This window comes from Pseudonocardia xinjiangensis, from assembly GCF_012911925.1.
In the GTDB taxonomy this organism is placed as follows: Bacteria; Actinomycetota; Actinomycetes; order Mycobacteriales; family Pseudonocardiaceae; genus Pseudonocardia; species Pseudonocardia xinjiangensis.
On the sequence record NZ_JAAXKY010000013.1, the window covers coordinates 13,255 to 30,126 of the forward strand.

Sequence of the window (16,872 nt, forward strand, 5' to 3'; positions counted from 1 at the left end):
GCTCAAGGTGTGTTCGGGACGAGCCCCTCGTTCTGGGTGTAGGCGTCGCGGCAGCCGGTGGCGCAGAAGCCGATGGTGGTGCCGTTGTGGTCCAGGGTGATCGCTCTCGGGCCGAGCCGGACCTGCATGCCGCAGATCGGGTCGACCACCACGCCGTCGGGTAGGTCGGTTTGCGCGGGCGCCGCGGCCCGGTACTCCTCGGTCATGTAGTTCAGCACGCCGGCAGCGGTGGTGGCCTTGCCGTTCAGGCCGATGCTGCCGTCGGCGATGCCGACCACGTTGACCCACACGTCTCCGCCCTCGCGCGAGACCCCGTGCTGGTTGTCCTGTCGCCTGAGCGCGGCCCGCACCACACCGATGGCGTAGCGCGACATCTCTTCCCGCCATGCCTCGGGCACGGTGATCGTGACGATGTAGGGCGGCGGCACCTGGTCCGGGACGGGCCCGTCCCCGGTGGTCCAGCTCCGTGCCTCGTGGAACAGCACGTGACTCATCCGGCGCACCCGCCGGAGGGTCTCGGCCGGGATCTCCTCTCCGCCCAGCATTCCGGTCATGATCTGCTGCGCGACCTCGGCGCGCGCCGCCTCGTCCATGGCCCCGACAGGGTGGGTGATCTCGATCAGGTTCATCGTCACGTCCTCAGCAGGGTGGTGGCTCCGGCGACGGCCATCTGATTTACGTACACTCGTACGTAAATCGTAGATCGAACGTACGGAGAGGGTCAAGAGTGGGACGACGGGCGAGGTTCAGCCGCGCCGAACTGGAGGGCGCGGCCATCGCGGTGGTCGACGAGCACGGCCTCGCCGGTCTCACCATGCGTGCGGTCGCCGCCCGCCTGGGCACCGGCCCGATGACGCTCTACAACTATGTCGCCGATCGCGCGGCGCTGGATGCCCTGGTGGTGGACGGCGTGCTGCGCGGCATCACAATTCCCCACTCCCCCTCATCCGACTGGCGCGTCGACGTCCGGGGACTCGCCGAGGAGCTGTGGCGTGCCGTCCGCCCGCACCCCAACGCCATTCCGCTGGTACTCGCCCGACGCAGCCAGTCGGAGACCTTCCTCGACGCCGCCGAGGCACTGCTCGCGGCACTCGCCCGGTCCGGCCTCGACGGCGAGGACCTCCTGGTCGCCTTCCGTGCCGTCACCACGCTGGCGGCGGCCTTCGCCCAGACCGAGCTGACCGGCCCCTTGAGCGCCCGCAACGGTGGAGCGGACGCGACGATCGACCGGTTCCGCTCACTCCCGACCGAGCGCTACCCCCGACTGATCGAGATCGCCGGTGTCGCCCGGACCAGCACGCCGGAGGCCGAGTTCCGCCGCGGGCTCGAAGCACTGCTCGACGGGCTACAACAGAAATTCACGCAGCGTCGATAATTTTCGACGCCTGATAGCGTGATCCGGTGCCTCAGCCCGGAGAATCGAAGGGTCGCCGCCGCGTCGCTCCCAGCAAGGGCGATCTGCGCGAACGCGCGATCCTCGACGCCGCCGAACATCAACTCGCCACCGGCGGCCTGGACCACATGACGGTCGAGACGATCGCGACGGCGGCCGGGATCACCAGAGGCGCCTTCTACTTCTACTTCGGCTCGAAGAACGACGTGCTCACCGCACTCGTCGAACGAACGGTGTCGACGCTCCGCGCCGAAGTCGACGCGGCAGACGCAGCCGGCACCAGTTCACCGGCGGAAGCGGTCGAACAGAGCGTTCAGCAGACCGCACGCATGTGGCACGAACACGGCAGCGTCATGCGTGCGGCCGTCGACCTCTCCCCCACCATCCCGGCCATCGAAGAGCAGTGGCGCTCCACGATCTCCGCCATCGCGGACATCACCCGGCGGATCGCCGAACGAGCGGGGCTGCCCGCCGGGGCCGGCCCCACGGATGCCACCGCTGTCACCGCCGCACTCGTCTGGATGACCGAGCGGTGCTTCTACCAGGCCTCCAGGACCGGCGGCTCCGTCGACGAGACAGCCGCGACGCTGACCCATGTCTGGCTCACCGCGCTCGATCTTCCCCGGTAGGGCGCCCGGCTCCGCCATTTTCGACGCCGCGTCAACTTTTCTCGACTGGGCGTAGACTCGGGGCCATGACGAATCCTACGACAGCCGCCCGACCTGCTCCGAAGATCTTCTTCATCACGGGTGTGAGCTCCGGGTTCGGGCGGGCGTTCGCGCAGGTCTTCCTCGCCGCCGGGCACACGGTGGTCGGCACCGTGCGCAAGCCCGACGACGACGAGCAGTTCGAGGAGCTCGCCGACGGCACGTCCGGACGGGCACTGACGCGCGTGCTCGACGTGACGGACGACGACGCCGTCCTCGCCACCGTCGCCGACGTCGAGGAGTCCGTCGGACCGATCGACGTGGTGATCGCCAACGCGGGCTACGGGCACGAGGGCGTCGTCGAGGAGTCGCCCATGTCGGAGCTACGGGCTCAGTTCGACGTCAACGTCTACGGTGCCGTCGCCACCCTGAAGGCCGCCCTGCCGTACATGCGCAGGCGCCGCCACGGCCATCTGATGGCGGTGACCTCGATGGGCGGACTGATCACCGTGCCCGGGCTGGCGTACTACCAGGGCAGCAAGTTCGCACTCGAGGGCATTCTCGACACCCTCGCCAAGGAGGTGAGGAGCTTCGGCATCGCCGTGACGGCGATTGCTCCCGGTTCCTTCCGGACCGACTGGGCAGGCCGGTCCATGGTCCGCGCGGACCGCTCCATCACCGACTACGACACGCTGATGGAGCCGGTCCGCAGGAATCGCCTCGCCGCGAGCGGCAATCAGCTGGGCAACCCGGCGAAGGCGGCCGAAGCCGTGCTGTCGATACTCGACACCCCGGCGCCGCCGGTGCACCTGCTGCTCGGTTCGGACGCGCTCCGGCTGGTCACCGCCGGTCGCGGTGCGGTCGACGCCGAGATCGAGCAGTGGTCGCAGCTCACCCGCAGCACCGACTTCCCCGAGGGCGCCCAGATCGCCTGACCCCACCTCGTCGGCGCGGACCGACCTGGACGTCGTGCGGGCGGGTGGCCAGGAGGGGGCACACCCGCCCGCACGGCCCGGTCAGGAGGCCGGGTAGATCTGCCGTGCCACCTCCACCTTGCGGCTCACGTGCGCGGCCAGCACGTCCGGTGCGAACCCGCCGCCGGTGGGCGGCTTCGGGACGTCGGCGAGGTCCTCGACGAGATCCCAGTTCGAGCCCAGCCGCAGCAGCGAGCCGTGCTTCGTGGCGTAGTAGTCGCGGTTGACGCTCACGGCCACCCCGTTCGCCCCGGCCGCCGCGGCCACCAGGTGGAGGTGGAAGCGGGTCGAGAGCCACGTCTGGTGTGGTGCCACCGGCATCCCGTGCCGCCACACCTCGCTGAACGGGAAGAACTGCGAGCCGGGCAGCTCGTGCTCGAGCAACCCGTACACCACCCGGTCCTGCCCGGGTATGCCCTCGACGACCCCGACGTCGGCGGGGTCGGCGTCCCAGGTCCGCAAGGTTGCGAGGGTGAACGCGGCGAGCCTGCTCACGTCGTGGTCACTCAGGTCGGACTGCACGCAGACCATGTAGCGCGGGAGCGTGCCGGACGGATGCGGTTCGGAACGCAGGAACCGGCCGGCGCCCAGGAAGGCGTCGTCGACACCTCGGCTGGCGGGTCGCTCCAGCAGCTCGGCGGACACCGTGTCCCGCACGTCCACCAGATCGAACCGCTCGAGCAGGGTACGGACCAGTGCCGCCTCACCCTCGTCGAGCGGCATGAGGCCCTGTCCGGTGAGCACCGCCCGGCCACCCGAGCGCCGGACCGCCGCCACCGCGGCGCCGAGCAGCCCGATGTGGTGCGGCCAGATGCCGTTGATGTACCCGCCCCCGATGACGTGGACGACGTCGGCGGTGTTCATCAGCTCGATGCCGGCCACCGAACGGCAGGCCAGGCCGGGCTGCTGCATCGCGTTCTGGACCCACGCGGCCTTCTCCCACGGCCCCCGGCCGGGCGCTTCCGCACACAGCCGCCACGCCGTGTCGGTGAACCGGGCCCGCGGGTGCAACCCGTCGAGCAGCACCGCGGCCGAACCCGGGGCCGGACAGTCGACCCACACGTCGGCGTCGGGGGCGACGACGGCCAGATGTCTCAACCAGACCGAGGTGATCAGCTCGTCGCCGTAGTTGGGGTGTCCTGCGGTGCCGACGAGGTAGTACAGGGGGCGTCCACGCACTGAACCCAGCATTCAGCCCAGTCTCGCCCGTCAGGTGGTGGACGAAGGTCTCCTGCGGATGAACAGCACCCGACGACTTATCGACCCGGCTCGGGCCTGCCCCCGGTGGGAGCGAGCGTGACGAGCAGGCCCGGGTGGTCGGTGGCGCCGCGCAGGTCGATCGTCCGGGAGCCGGCGACGACGAACTCGGGCGTCGCCACGACGTGCTGCTGGCCACCGTCGTCGGCGAGCACGGAACCGGCAGGGAGGCAGGACCTGAGGTCCGCACTGTCGCCGGACCCGAGGTTCAGGTCGCCTCCCAGCACCAGCGGCGCCGCCCCGTCCCGGGCGCGCATGTCCGCGATGACCGTGCCGAACAGGTACCTGCACTGAGCCCCCGCGACCTCCCGCTGGGTGTAGGCGAGGTGCGTGGTGCAGACGGCGACGGCGCGATCGGCCGCGACGTCCAGGCACAGCCACGCCCGCTCCTCGGGGTCCTCCTCGTCCTGTGCCGGGTAGATCCCACCGCCCGCGGAGGACCCGGGCACCGACGGCCACCGCGAGACCAGGCCGATGCCGTACTGCTGGCCGTTGCGGCAGCGGTACGCCTCCCCGGTACGCCCGTTGCGCGCCGCCTGGAACGCCGACACGGCCGTGCCGCCGGGCACCGCATCGGCGAGCGCGCGCTCCAGCGACGACACGTCGTCCTGGCAGACCTCGTTCAGGGTGACCAGGTCGGGCAGCTCGGCGCGGACCACGGCGGCGGCCTCGGCCGTGGACCGGCCGGTGTAGCAGCCGGCGATGCCGCTGCTGCACAGGTTCAGCTGCAGCACCCGCACCGATCCGGCCTGCACGACGCCCGGGCCCGGTGGGCCGGGCGGGGGCCCGCCCGCGTCCGGGCCGGCCGTCGTCGCGGCGCACCCCGCCAGGCACGCGACCACGCAGGCGAGCAGCGCCACCCACAGCCCTCGGACGGACCGGTCGCTCATGCTCGCTAGTGCGGTGGCCACGAACGTTGCCGGGTTGATCGCGGGATCCAGGTGGTTCCTCGCAAGGCGCCGTCCGCAGCTCATACCGGGGTATTTGCCAGGAAGGCAACGCTGCGAGGGGCCGCCTGGGCCCGCGAGGAACCCGGTGGACGTTTGTGGCCGCCGCACTAGGTGCCGCAGTAGGTGACGTGGGGGCCGCCGCCCAGCGGCGCCGGCTCGGCGTAGCGCTCCAGCCCCGGACGCTCGACGAACGGATCGACAACGACCTCGACGAGGCGACGGAACGGCGCCATGTCACCGCCGCCGGCGGCGGTCAACGCCTCTTCCACCAGGTGGTTGCGGGGGATGTAGACAGGGTTGACCCGGTCCATGCCTGCCGCCACGGTGGTGCCGTCCCGGGGCAGCCGGGCCTGCCAGCGCGCATCCCACGCGTCGAACGCGTCCGGCTCGGTGAACAGGGATCGCGCCGGACGTCCCCGCAGGTGCGACGACAGCGCCCGGAAGAACGTCGTGAAATCCACGTGCTGGGCGTGCAGGAGCTCCAGCACGTCCTGGATCAGGGGGACGTCCGGGGCCTCGAGACCGAGCTTCGCGGCCATCCCCCTCGTCCAGTACCCCTCGTAGCGCTCGGCGAACGAGAGCACGGCGTCGGTGGCGGCCTCGACAGCGGCGTCGGTGTCCTCGTGGATCAGCGGCACCAGCGCCTCGCCCAGCCGCGCCAGGTTCCACTGGGCGATGGCGGGCTGGTTGCCGTAGGCGTAACGGCCGCGGTGATCGATCGAGCTGAAGACCGTCGCCGGGTCGTAGGTGTCCATGAACGCACAGGGGCCGTAGTCGATGGTCTCCCCGGAGATCGTCATGTTGTCGGTGTTCATGACGCCGTGCACGAACCCGACGAGCATCCAGCCGGCGACGAGCGACGCCTGCGCGTCGATGACCCGCCGGTAGAACTCCAGATAGGGGTTGTCCGCCTCGGCGACGTCGGGATGGTGCCGCGCGATCGCGTGGTCGGCCAGCTTCCGCACGAGCTCCTGGTCGCCGCTCGCGGCCGCGTACTGGAACGTCCCGACCCGCAGGTGGCTCGCCGCGACCCGCGCGAGCACCGCGCCGGGCAGCATCGTCTCCCGCACGACGTCGCTGCCGGTGGCCACCACCGCGAGCGCCCTGCTGGTGGGGATGCCCAGCGCGTGCATCGCCTCCCCCATCACGTACTCCCGCAGCATCGGACCGACGGCCGCCTTCCCGTCCCCTCCGCGAGCGAACGGCGTGCGACCGGAGCCCTTCAGATGCAGATCGCGTCGACGCCCGCCGGCGTCGACCAGCTCGCCCAGCAGCAGCGCCCGGCCGTCTCCCAGCCGGGGCACGTAGCCGCCGAACTGGTGGCCGGCGTAGGCCTGTGCGACAGGGCGCACTCCGTCCGGGACCGCGATGCCGACGAGCAGCTCGACACCGGCCGGTGCCCGCAACGCCTCGGCGTCGACACCCAGCTCGGTGGCCAGGTCCTCGTTGAGCATCAGCAGGGCGGGCGCCGGTGCCGCTGCCGCTGTCCACGGCACGGACAGCTCAGGCAGTTCGCGGGCGTAGGAATGGTCGAACTCCAGCAGCGGCCGGACGCTGACGCTCATGACCCGAGGCTACGTGGCCCGGCGGGCACTACGTCCGGTTCCCGGGACCTGCTCACGGGGGCGGGGTGGCTTCACGGGCCTCGTGCTCGGCTCGGTGAGCCACGCGGTGCTGCACCACGCACCGTGCCCGGTTGCCGTTGTCCGCCCCGAGCTGGGCTGACAGCGGAGCCGGCGAGCAACGGGACCACGTTGCTGCTGACGCTCTTCACCCGCGACATCCACCGCTCCCGCGCACCGGTCGCCAGCGTCGCGAGGGAGCACGGGTGGCGGACGTGGGCGGTGCCGCGACCGGGGGTCCGGCACTCGCTGCACCACCCGTCCCCGTCGTCGGTGTGGACGACCAGGAGCCGCGTGAACACGTCAGGCATGACGGAGAGCAGCTCGACCACCTCCCACCACGGGTCACGCGCAGGGTCGGTCACGGGAAGCCTCCGCGCGTACCCGGGCGATCGCCTCCAGTGCCTCAGCGGCTCCCGGAGCGGTACCGATCACGCACCTGCCCCCCGGTAGCTCCGTGACCCACAGCGCTCCCCCCTCTGTGTCCTGCTCGTCGTGGTCCACGCGTCCCCCTAGCCGGCCCCAGAACGTTCCAAACGTTCATAACAGTACCGAACATCGATGATCGCACTAAGTAGTAGCAACCAGGGCTGTTTGTCCCGAACGACCGCGAGCAGCGACGCGCGCGCTGAGCAGCGCCTAACGTCGTGAACGTGGAAGACCTCGTGACCACCGGAGACCTGGCGAAAGCGCTGGGTGTCTCCCGCGGTGCGGTGATCCGCTGGGTGAACGACGGGTTGATCACGCCGGACGTCACGACACCCGGAGGTCACCACCGCTGGTCCGTGGAACGGGTGCGCGAGCAGCTCAAGGGGCAGCGCAAGCGCGACGAGTAGCCCGGAAACGACTCCCCGAGAGGCGTGACCTCCGGCAGGGATCAACGGGCCCTCCGCCCCGTGCCGTGGCCTGCCGGGCCGGTCGAGGATCGGCCGGGGCGTGGTCCTCGAGGTCGACATCGCCCGCTTCGTCGCGCGCGGGTCCGGCTCGCCGGATGCGCGGGCGGCCGTGCACGTCGAGGAGCTGACACGACCGGTCGAACCGCTGCCGGTCACGGCTCGCCGCTCCGACGCCGCGCGCCGGATGCAGGCCGAGCACGCGGACGCCGTCCTGGTCGTCGACGGCGCCCGGCTCGTCGGGATCGTCACGGCGACGGACATCGTCCGCTCGCTCGCCTCGGTCACCTCCCCGGCAGCCGGCAGTTGCGGCATCGAGGTCTGATGGGCTCCGGTGGAGGGCATCCGGCCCTATCCGGACGAACGCGCCCGCATCGAGGCTGACGGCATGACCCCGTCGGACCTCAACGGTTCGGCGGGCGCAGCGGAACTCGTGGAGCTCGACCGCACGGAATGCCTGAGGCTGCTGGCCACGGGCGTCATCGGCCGGATCGTCTTCACGGAGGCCGCAATGCCCGCCGCCCATCCCGTGAACTACCTCCTCGACGGTGAGGAGGTCCTCTTCCGCACCGCCGACGGGCGGACATTCGCCGCCACCCACCGCACCGTCGTCGGTTTCCAGGCCGACGACCTCGATCCCGTGACACACACCGGCTGGAGCGTGCTCGGCGTCGGCCACGCCTACGAGGTGGTCGATCCCGAGCGCCTGGATGCACTCGACGCCACCATGGCGGAGTCGTGGGCTGGCGGCCGCGCAGGCCACGTCGTCGCCGTCCCCCTGCAGCACCTCACCGGTCGCCGGCTGCTCCCCACCGGCACGGCCGACGACGTGCCGGTCCGCCGGTAGCGCTGTGGACGCCCGCCGGGCCGTCCGGAACCGGATCAGGGCCGTTCGGCCCTGCGTTCCGGGTCGTTCGCGGGTCGGAGTGCCCTGTCCGGCGGCAGTAGCGTGGGTGAACCAGCGATGAGAGGCCCGGTGCCGTGACCATCTCCGTGTTCCTGCTGGACGATCACGAGATCGTCCGCCGCGGCATCGCGCAGCTGCTCGAGTCCGAGGACGACATCCAGGTCGTCGGCGAGGCCGGCACCGGAGCCCAGGCCATGGCCCGCATGCCGGCCCTGCGACCCGACGTCGCCATCCTCGACGTCCGCCTCCCCGACAGCGACGGCGTCACCGTCTGCCGCGACATCCGCTCCATCCTCACCCCGCCCCCCGCCTGCCTCATGCTCACCTCCTACTCCGACGACGAGGCCCTCTTCGGCGCGATCATGGCCGGGGCGTCGGGCTACCTGCTCAAACAGGTCACCGGCATCGACCTCGTCGGAGCCGTCCGCATCGTCGCAGGCGGCGGCTCACTCCTCGACCCGAAGGCCACCGCCGTCGTCCTCGAACGCCTGCGCACCGGCACCGAGCCCACGGACCCCCGCTACGCATCGCTCAGTCCCCAGGAACGACGCATCCTCGGCCTCATCGCCGACGGGCTCACCAACCGCCAGATCGGCGCCGAGATGTTCCTCGCCGAGAAGACCGTCAAGAACTACGTCTCCTCGGTCCTGCACAAACTCGGCTTCGCCCGCCGCACCGAAGCAGCCGTCTACGCCGCGGACCTCCGCCGCACCGACGGAAGCTGACCCGCGCAGGTCCTTCGGCCGTAGCGGGCACGGTGAGGTGGGGGCACCGTCATTGCTCGCACAGGCCGGCGTGGGCCGGCCCTCGTCGAATCCACGGGCGTGACCACGATGACCGACATCCCAGGTGCGCTCGGGCTGACCCCCGAGCAGGTCGAGGACGTACTGGCGACAGCGGGCCGCGCGCCGTCGCTGCACAACAGCCAGCCCTGGCGTTTCCGGCTGACCCCCCACCTCATCGAGCTGCACGCCGACCCGGAACGCAGGGTCCACCACGCCGACCCCGACGATCGCGAGCTGCGCATGGCGTGCGGGGCGGCACTGTTCAACCTGCGGCTGGCGCTGCACGGCCAGGGCATCCGACCGATCGTCACGATCCTCCCGGCCGGCGCCCACCCCGGTCTCCTCGCCGTCGTCCGGCACGGGGGCCGCAAGAGCGCCACTCCCGAACAGCTGCGGCTGCTGCGCGCCGTTCCCCTGCGCCGGACGAACCGGCACCCGTTCAGCGACGAGCCGGTGCCCCCACCCGCGTTGTACGCGCTCCGCCGCGCGGCGAGCGAGGAAGGCGGCCTGCTGCACGTCGTGGACGAGCCGGCCGCCCGGACCCGGCTGCAGCAGATGTCGGTCCGGGCGTACCGGGCCCAGACGGCGGACCCGGACTTCCGCGCCGAGCTCGAGCGGTGGACGGCGACCCCACCCGGACGCCGCGACGGGGTCCCCGCAACGGCAGGCGGCCCGCTCTCCGAACCCCAGGACCGGTGGGTGCTGCGCGACTTCCGCGGCGGCTCCGGTCCGGCGCGGCCACCCGGCAAGGACTTCGAGACCGAGCCGGTGCTCGCGGTGCTGACCTCCCAGCTCAGCGGCGCGCTGGGGGACGTCCACGCCGGGCTGGCACTGGAACGGATCCTGCTCACCACCACCGCTGAGGGGCTCGCCGTCTCCTTCCTGTCCCACGTCGTGGAGGTGCGCCAGACCCGGGAGGAGCTGCGCCGGCTCATCAGCGAGACGCGCCTGCCGCAGGCCGTCCTGCGGATCGGGCGCGGCTACCCCGTCGCCGCCACGCCCCGCCGCGAGATCTCCGACGTGCTCGACCCGGAGAGCAGCCGGACGTGAACAGCGGGATCCGGGTCCCTGGGCCCCCGGATCGAGGTCGAGCGGTCCTGCCGCCCCCGGCCCCGGTACGCCACGCTTCCGGGCACGGACAGCAGGCGAGAGCGAGGTGACCGCGATGAACGCCCTGGAGCACAGCGCACCCACCTTCGACGAACCCGCGGTGGTCGTCGGGGTCGACGGCACGCAGATCGCTCTGGAGGCCGTCCGCTGGGCCGCGGCCGAGGCCCGGCTCCGCCGCCTCCCGCTGCGCATCGTGCACGCGGCCCCCTACGCCGCGGGCCACGACGCACCGGCGGTGCGACGCGCCCAGGACATCCTGGCCCGCGCCTTCACCGTCGCCCGCCGCGCCGAACCCGGCCTGCGCAGCTCGACCCACGGCACGGAACAGCCGCCCGTCGACGCCCTGCTCGACGCGGCCGGGAACGCCCACCTCCTCGTCCTCGGCATGGGCGGCGGAGAACGCCCGCACGAGATCCTCATCGGCTCCGTCGCCCTCGAGGTCAGCGGTTGCGCGCGCTGCCCCGTCACCGTCGTCCGCGGCCGCCTTCAGCACCCGGACCGGCGCCCCCTGCTCGCCGGGGTCGACGAGCCCGCCACCGACGAGGCCGTGCTCGACGTCGCGTTCAGCGAGGCGCGGCGCCACCGCGACCGGCTCCTCGTCCTGCACGCCGGTGGCCCGCGCCACGACACGGAACCCGCCGTGCAGGACGACCTCGCCGACCAGCTCACCTCCTGGGCGGACCGCTACCCCGATGTCCCGGTCGACCTGCGGATCGTGCCCGGACCACCGGCGCCGGCACTGCTCGCCGCCGCGGTACTGGCGCGCATGGTCGTCCTGGGCACCCGCGGGCGCACCGCGCCGGCCCGCGTCCTCTTCGGATCCACCAGCCGGCAGGTCCTCCGCCGCTGCGGCGTGCCCGTCACCGTCGTGAGCCCCCACGCGCACCCCCGGGAGACCGGGCTCGTCGCGTCCGCGGAGCGCCGGCGCTGGTGAAGCGGCAGACCCCTCAGAGCAGGGCGCGGCGCCAGAGCGGTTCCACGCTCGCCCACTCGCGCTCCCAGCGGCTCGCGACCCTGGTCGGCAGGGCTTCAGTCCCGGGTTCCGCCCACCGGTCCCCTGGCACCGGAGGGCTTCACCACCAGAACCGGACACGGGGCGAACTCGACGAGCCTGGTGCTCGTCGATCCCAGCATCAGCCCGTCGACCTCACGATGGCCCTGGTGGCCGACGACCAGCAGCCGGGCCGCGCCGGCCCGATCCAGCAGGGCCCGCAACGCGGTGTCCTCGACGAGGTAGCGCTCGGTCGGCAGCGCCGGATGGGCCGCGGCGACGAACTCCAGCTCGGAGTCGAGCAGACTCCCGCCCTCGGCCGCGAGGGTCGCGTCGTCCTCGCTGCGCTGCCGCGGGCCGCCGTGCGGGCCGGCCACCACATCGGTCCACGTGTGCATCGCCACCAGCCGGACGCCCAGGGACTCCGCGAGCTCGGCGGCGAGCATCAGGGCCGCGTGGCTGGCTGCGGAACCGTCCACGCCGACCACCACGGGGCCGCTGCGTGGCGGCGGCACCTGTGGAGCGGCGCCTCGAACCACCGCGACCGGGCAGGCGGCCCGGTTGATCAGGTCACGCGCGACGGAGCCGGCGAGCATCCCCGTCCAGGCCCCCTCCCCGTAGCTGCCGAGGACGAGCAGGCGGGCCTCCGCCGCCTGGCCGGCGAGCACGTCGACGACCGCCCCCGCCGTCTCCACCACGTCGGTGTCGGCTCCGGCCCGTTCGGTGCCGCGCATCAACTCGCTCAGCCAGGGCGGCGACGACGGGCCGGACCCGCCGACGGGAACACCGGGCCCGACGTGCACCAGCCGCAGCGGCGCGTTGCACGCCGCGGCGAGGTCCGCCGCCCACTCGGCCGCGTCGCGTGCGGAGTCCGACTGATCGACCCCGACGACGACCGGGCGGGAACCGCGGGCGCTCGCTCCCGTCGAACCGACGTTCATCCGCGCTGTCCTCCCGCTCGCCATCAGGGACGACTGGGCGACCGCCAGTCACCGGCCGCTCCCTCGAGGGTGTCCAGCCGTCGCAGATACTCCGCCTCGTCGATCTCTCCGCGGGCGTACCGCTCGGCGAGCAGCTGTTCCGGGCTGGGGCGCGCGGACTGCTCAGCGCGGCGGTCAGTGCCGCCGATCCGCAGGTAGCGCCCCAGCGCGACGATCACGGCGATCACCAACGCCCAGAACGCGACCGAGCTCACCGACATCAGCACCCAGCCCCATGCGGTCATCTGGTTGCCCCACCAGTACATCATCGGATCCTCCTCACCTCGCCGCGGCACACAGACCGGCCAGGACATCCTGTTCCGGGCCACCGCGCGGCGATCAGGGCACGACGGCCCGTCACGGTCGCCGGAGGTCCCCACTCACGCGGGACTCGCGGACCAGGCCTCGGAGCTGTCCGGGCACCCGGCGCCGGGGGGTCCCGGACGGGTAGGGCCGTTCGGCCTCTTCTCCTCACCGCCTCGGACGGTCGACCATCCCGGGACCGGAGTGGCTCGTCTGAGGAGAGAGCGCCATGGCCTCGGTTCGGAACGTGTACGACCACGGCGGAACCTGGATCGGCACCGCGACAACGCGTGGCGTTGTGCGTGACCACAGCGGTGTGCGGATAGGCACCGCGACCACGGCAGGCGACGTGCACGACCACAGCCGGGTCCGGATCGGGAGGGCTCGAACCCCCGCGTCGCAGTAGCGGCCGGAGGCTTCCAATCCGAGGACGGGACGTTCGGCCCTTCTCGGCCCGGGGCGGCATGGACTTGGCTGGCTTCCGAGCGCCCGACACCCCGAGTCTCAGGAGCCGGCCCATGACAGTCACAGCAGGCGGGACCTACTCCGCGGTCGCGAGCCGCTCCGACGGCGGCGAGCTCGATCGCCTCGACGCCTGGTGGCGTGCCGCGAACTACCTCGCGGTCGGCCAGATCTACCTGCTGGACAACCCGCTGCTGACGCACCCGCTACGGCCGGAGGACATCAAGCCCCGGCTGCTCGGGCACTGGGGGACGACACCGGGACTGACATTCCTGTGGGCCCACCTCAACCGCGTGATCAAGCGACGCGGTATCGACACGCTGTTCGTGACGGGGCCCGGACACGGCGGGCCGGCGGTGGTGGCCACGGCGTGGCTGGAGGGCACCTACACCGAGCGCTTCCCCGACGTCTCGCGGGACGCGGCCGGCATGGCCAGGTTGTTCCGGCAGTTCTCCTTCCCCGGTGGCATCCCGAGCCACGCGGCTCCGGAGACCCCGGGGTCCATCCATGAGGGTGGCGAGCTCGGCTACTCGCTGGCGCACGCCTACGGGGCCGCGCTGGACAACCCGGGACTGCTCGTGGCGTGTGTGATCGGCGACGGTGAGGCGGAGACGGGCCCGCTGGCCGCGTCCTGGCACGCCAACAAGTTCCTCAACCCGGTCTCCGACGGCACGGTGCTGCCGATCCTGCACCTCAACGGGTACAAGATCGCGAACCCCACGGTGCTGGCCCGCATCCCGGAGCGGGAGCTGCTCGCCCTGCTGGAGGGGTACGGCCACGAGCCGTTCGTCGTCGAGATCGCCGTCGACGAGGACCACCTGGCCGTGCACGCGCGGATGGCGGCGGCCATGGACCGGATCATGACCAGCATCGCCGGCATCCGTGCCCGGGCGGCACGCGGCGAGCTCACCGAGCGGCCCCGCTGGCCGGTGCTGGTACTGCGCAGCCCGAAGGGGTGGACCGGTCCCGCGGTGGTCGACGGTCTCCCGATCGAGGGGACGTGGCGGGCGCACCAGGTGCCCCTGTCCAGGGTGCGGGAGGACCCCGCGCACCTGGCACAGCTGGAGGAGTGGATGCGCTCCTACCGGCCGCAGGAGCTCTTCGACGCCGAGGGCGGTCCCGTCCCGGAGCTGCGGGCGCTGGCCCCGCTGGGCGAGCGACGCATGAGCGCCAGCCCCCATGCCAACGGCGGCGAGCTGCTGGAGCCACTGCGGCTGCCGGACTTCCGCAAGCACATGGTGGACGTGCCGGAGCCCGGCGGCGCCACCGCCGAGGCGACTCGCGTGCTCGGTGGCTGGGTGCGCGACGTCATCCGCGCCAACCCGTCGAACTTCCGCCTGGTCGGCCCGGACGAGGTGGCGTCGAACCGGCTGCAGGACGTGTTCGAGGTGACCGACCGCCAGTTCGAGGGCGAGCTGCTGGCGACCGACGAGCACCAGAGCCCCCACGGGCGGGTGCTCGAGGTGCTCTCGGAGCACCTGAGCGAGGGTTGGCTGGAGGGCTACCTGCTCACCGGCCGGCACGGGCTCTTCACCTGCTACGAGGCGTTCATCCACATCATCGACTCGATGCTCAACCAGCACGCCAAGTGGATCAAGGTGAGCCGGTCGATCCCCTGGCGGCGCCCGATCGCGTCGCTGAACTACCTGCTCACCAGCCACGTCTGGCGCCAGGACCACAACGGCTTCTCCCACCAGGACCCGGGCTTCATCGACCACGTCGTGAACAAGAAGTCCGAGATCGTCCGGGTCTACCTTCCGCCGGACGCCAACACACTGCTGTCGGTGATGGACCACTGCCTGCGCAGCCGCGACCAGATCAACGTCGTCGTCGCGGGCAAGCAGCCCGCGCCGCAATGGCTCGCCCCCGACGCCGCGCTGGCACACGCCAGCCGTGGGATCGGGCTCTGGGAGTGGGCGAGCAACGACGCGGGAACGGTGCCCGACGTCGTGCTGGCCTGCTGCGGGGACGTGCCGACCCTGGAGACGCTCGCCGCGGTGTCCCTGCTGCGCCGGCACCTGCCCGAGCTGCGGGTACGGGTGGTCAACGTGGTGGACCTGATGCGGTTGCAGAACGCGGGCGAGCACCCGCACGGCCTGTCCGACCGGGAGTACGACGCGCTCTTCCCGCCCGGTACCCCGGTGATCTTCGCCTTCCACGGCTACCCGTGGCTGATCCACCGCCTCACCTACCGCCGGCACAACCACGAGGACCTGCACGTGCGCGGCTACAAGGAGGAGGGGACCACCACCACCCCGTTCGACATGCTGATGCTCAACGACCTCGACCGGTTCCACCTCGTGGCCGACGTGATCGACCGGGTGCCCGACCTGGGCGTCCGGTACGCGGCCCTGCGCCAGCACATGTTCGACGAGCGGATGCGCTGCCGCGCACACACGCGCCGGACGGGCGAGGACGCCCCGGACGTGCGCGACTGGGTGTGGACGGGCTGACCGTGCGGGTCCTCGTGGTCAATGCGGGCTCGAGCACCGTGAAGGTCCGGCTGCTCGACGCCCACGACGCGCTCGTGCACCGCGGCGACCTGCCCGCCGACCGCGGGCGCCCGCAGCCGGGCGCGCTGGAGGAGGCAGTCGGTGAGCTGGGCGCGATCGACGCCGTCGGGCACCGGGTGGTGCACGGCGGGCAGGTCTTCCGCGGGCCGGTGCGGGTGGACGACGCGGTGCTCGACGAGCTGGACCGCCTGACGGCGCTCGCCCCGCTGCACCAGCCACCCGCGCTCGCGGCGATGCGCGCCACCCGCGCCGCTCTGCCCGATGTCCCCGCGGTCGCCTGCTTCGACACGGCCTTCCACGCCACCCTGCCCGCCGCCGCGTCCACCTACGCGGTGCCGCAGCGGTGGCGTACCGAGTTCGGGGTGCGCCGGTACGGCTTCCACGGGCTGGCGCACGAGTGGGCCGCCCGGCGGGTGGCCGCCCTCGCCGGTCCGGGCCTGCGCACGGTGGTCGCCCACCTCGGTTCGGGGGCGTCGCTGTGTGCCGTCGAGTGGGTGGCCGACGAGCCGCACTCGGCCGACACCACGATGGGGTTCACCCCGACCGCCGGGCTCGTGATGGCGAGCCGCAGCGGCGACCTCGACCCCGCGGTTCCCCTGTGGCTGGTCGAGACCGTGGGGCTCGCGGCGGCCGAGGTGAGCACCGCCCTGCAGCGCGACTCCGGTCTCGTGGGACTGGCCGGCTCCGCCGACATGCGCGCCGTACTGGCGGCCGCACGGATCGGGGAGCCGGACGCGGTGCTGGCGGTGGACGTGTGGCTGCACCGCCTGCGGGCCGGGATCGCGGCGATGGCGGCGGCGCTCGGCGGACTCGACGTGCTGGTCTTCAGCGGCGGCGTGGGTGAGCACGCCGCGCAGCTGCGCAGCCGGGCGGTGGACGGGCTGGGCTTCCTCGGGCTCGCGGTCGACCCCGGGGCCAACGACTCGGCGCCACCCGAGACCGACACCGACATCAGCGTCCCGGGGAGCAGAGCCCGCACGCTGGTGGTGCACACCCGGGAAGAGCTCGTGATCGCCGGGCAGGTACGCCACCTGCTCGGTGCGCGCTCAGGACCGTCCTCCGCCTTCCAGCATGCGCTGTAGGGC

At 72.3% G+C, this 16,872-nt stretch carries 18 protein-coding genes; 12 read left to right on the plus strand and 6 right to left on the minus strand.

All coding sequences use genetic code 11. The features are described from left to right. Window positions 1-2: 2 nt before the first annotated feature. A complete protein-coding gene (locus HF577_RS06560; protein WP_169394840.1) occupies window positions 3-629 on the minus strand; it encodes a hypothetical protein in 627 nt (208 codons plus the stop codon). A gap of 98 nt (window positions 630-727) precedes the next feature. Between HF577_RS06560 and HF577_RS06565 the strand changes: the two genes are divergently transcribed. The 3 genes from HF577_RS06565 (at window position 728) to HF577_RS06575 (ending at window position 2,975) form a co-directional block, all read left to right on the plus strand. After that, window positions 728-1,375, plus strand: a complete 648-nt coding sequence (locus tag HF577_RS06565) for a TetR/AcrR family transcriptional regulator (protein WP_312858974.1) — start codon at window positions 728-730, stop codon at window positions 1,373-1,375. Between the two features lie 26 nt (window positions 1,376-1,401). After that, window positions 1,402-2,022, plus strand: coding sequence for a TetR/AcrR family transcriptional regulator (locus HF577_RS06570; RefSeq protein ID WP_169394841.1), 621 nt, complete (start codon window positions 1,402-1,404; stop codon window positions 2,020-2,022). Window positions 2,023-2,087: 65 nt separating this feature from the next. Then, entirely contained in the window at window positions 2,088-2,975 is an 888-nt protein-coding gene (locus HF577_RS06575) for an oxidoreductase (RefSeq protein ID WP_169394842.1), read from the plus strand. An 81-nt stretch (window positions 2,976-3,056) separates the two neighbouring features. Here HF577_RS06575 and HF577_RS06580 read toward each other — a convergent pair whose 3' ends face one another. The 3 genes from HF577_RS06580 to HF577_RS06590 form a co-directional block, all read right to left on the minus strand. Then, the gene (locus HF577_RS06580) at window positions 3,057-4,205 is read right to left on the minus strand and encodes a polysaccharide pyruvyl transferase family protein (RefSeq protein ID WP_169394843.1); all 1,149 of its coding nucleotides are present in this window, start codon (window positions 4,203-4,205) and stop codon (window positions 3,057-3,059) included. A gap of 65 nt (window positions 4,206-4,270) precedes the next feature. Beyond that, the gene (locus HF577_RS06585; protein WP_169394844.1) at window positions 4,271-5,161 is read right to left on the minus strand and encodes an endonuclease/exonuclease/phosphatase family protein; all 891 of its coding nucleotides are present in this window, start codon (window positions 5,159-5,161) and stop codon (window positions 4,271-4,273) included. A 167-nt stretch (window positions 5,162-5,328) separates the two neighbouring features. Then, window positions 5,329-6,786: a protein adenylyltransferase SelO gene (locus HF577_RS06590; protein WP_169394845.1), complete on the minus strand. Its 1,458-nt coding sequence runs from the start codon at window positions 6,784-6,786 to the stop codon at window positions 5,329-5,331. Here HF577_RS06590 and HF577_RS06595 point away from each other — a divergent pair. The 7 genes from HF577_RS06595 (at window position 6,785) to HF577_RS06625 (ending at window position 11,472) form a co-directional block, all read left to right on the plus strand. After that, window positions 6,785-6,946 carry a universal stress protein gene (locus tag HF577_RS06595; protein ID WP_407692188.1) on the plus strand — a complete coding sequence of 54 codons (162 nt, stop codon included), beginning with the start codon at window positions 6,785-6,787 and terminating at the stop codon, window positions 6,944-6,946. The two genes, HF577_RS06590 and HF577_RS06595, sit on opposite strands and share 2 nt — an antisense overlap. Window positions 6,947-7,496: 550 nt before the next feature. Next, window positions 7,497-7,679, plus strand: a complete 183-nt coding sequence (locus HF577_RS06600) for a MerR family DNA-binding transcriptional regulator (RefSeq protein ID WP_169394846.1) — start codon at window positions 7,497-7,499, stop codon at window positions 7,677-7,679. 100 nt (window positions 7,680-7,779) lie between these two features. After that, entirely contained in the window at window positions 7,780-8,061 is a 282-nt protein-coding gene (locus tag HF577_RS37950; protein ID WP_169394847.1) for a CBS domain-containing protein, read from the plus strand. Window positions 8,062-8,124: 63 nt separating this feature from the next. Beyond that, window positions 8,125-8,583 carry a pyridoxamine 5'-phosphate oxidase family protein gene (locus tag HF577_RS06610; protein ID WP_169394848.1) on the plus strand — a complete coding sequence of 153 codons (459 nt, stop codon included), beginning with the start codon at window positions 8,125-8,127 and terminating at the stop codon, window positions 8,581-8,583. Between the two features lie 134 nt (window positions 8,584-8,717). After that, window positions 8,718-9,368, plus strand: a complete 651-nt coding sequence (locus HF577_RS06615) for a response regulator (RefSeq protein ID WP_169394849.1) — start codon at window positions 8,718-8,720, stop codon at window positions 9,366-9,368. Between the two features lie 108 nt (window positions 9,369-9,476). Then, window positions 9,477-10,478, plus strand: a complete 1,002-nt coding sequence (locus HF577_RS06620) for an Acg family FMN-binding oxidoreductase (protein ID WP_169394882.1) — start codon at window positions 9,477-9,479, stop codon at window positions 10,476-10,478. A gap of 115 nt (window positions 10,479-10,593) precedes the next feature. Further along, window positions 10,594-11,472, plus strand: a complete 879-nt coding sequence (locus tag HF577_RS06625; protein ID WP_169394850.1) for a universal stress protein — start codon at window positions 10,594-10,596, stop codon at window positions 11,470-11,472. 95 nt (window positions 11,473-11,567) lie between these two features. Here HF577_RS06625 and HF577_RS06630 read toward each other — a convergent pair whose 3' ends face one another. Next, window positions 11,568-12,470: a universal stress protein gene (locus HF577_RS06630; protein WP_211173883.1), complete on the minus strand. Its 903-nt coding sequence runs from the start codon at window positions 12,468-12,470 to the stop codon at window positions 11,568-11,570. A 23-nt stretch (window positions 12,471-12,493) separates the two neighbouring features. After that, the gene (locus HF577_RS06635) at window positions 12,494-12,778 is read right to left on the minus strand and encodes an SHOCT domain-containing protein (protein WP_246265945.1); all 285 of its coding nucleotides are present in this window, start codon (window positions 12,776-12,778) and stop codon (window positions 12,494-12,496) included. A 552-nt stretch (window positions 12,779-13,330) separates the two neighbouring features. On the opposite strand from HF577_RS06635, the gene HF577_RS06640 reads away from it, so the two are divergent. Together HF577_RS06640 and HF577_RS06645 are read left to right on the plus strand one after the other, a co-directional pair. Then, window positions 13,331-15,727, plus strand: a complete 2,397-nt coding sequence (locus HF577_RS06640) for a phosphoketolase family protein (RefSeq protein WP_169394852.1) — start codon at window positions 13,331-13,333, stop codon at window positions 15,725-15,727. Then, window positions 15,715-16,869, plus strand: coding sequence for an acetate/propionate family kinase (locus tag HF577_RS06645; protein WP_312858975.1), 1,155 nt, complete (start codon window positions 15,715-15,717; stop codon window positions 16,867-16,869). The genes HF577_RS06640 and HF577_RS06645 overlap by 13 nt, the downstream gene beginning before the upstream one ends. Window positions 16,870-16,872: the final 3 nt, after the last annotated feature.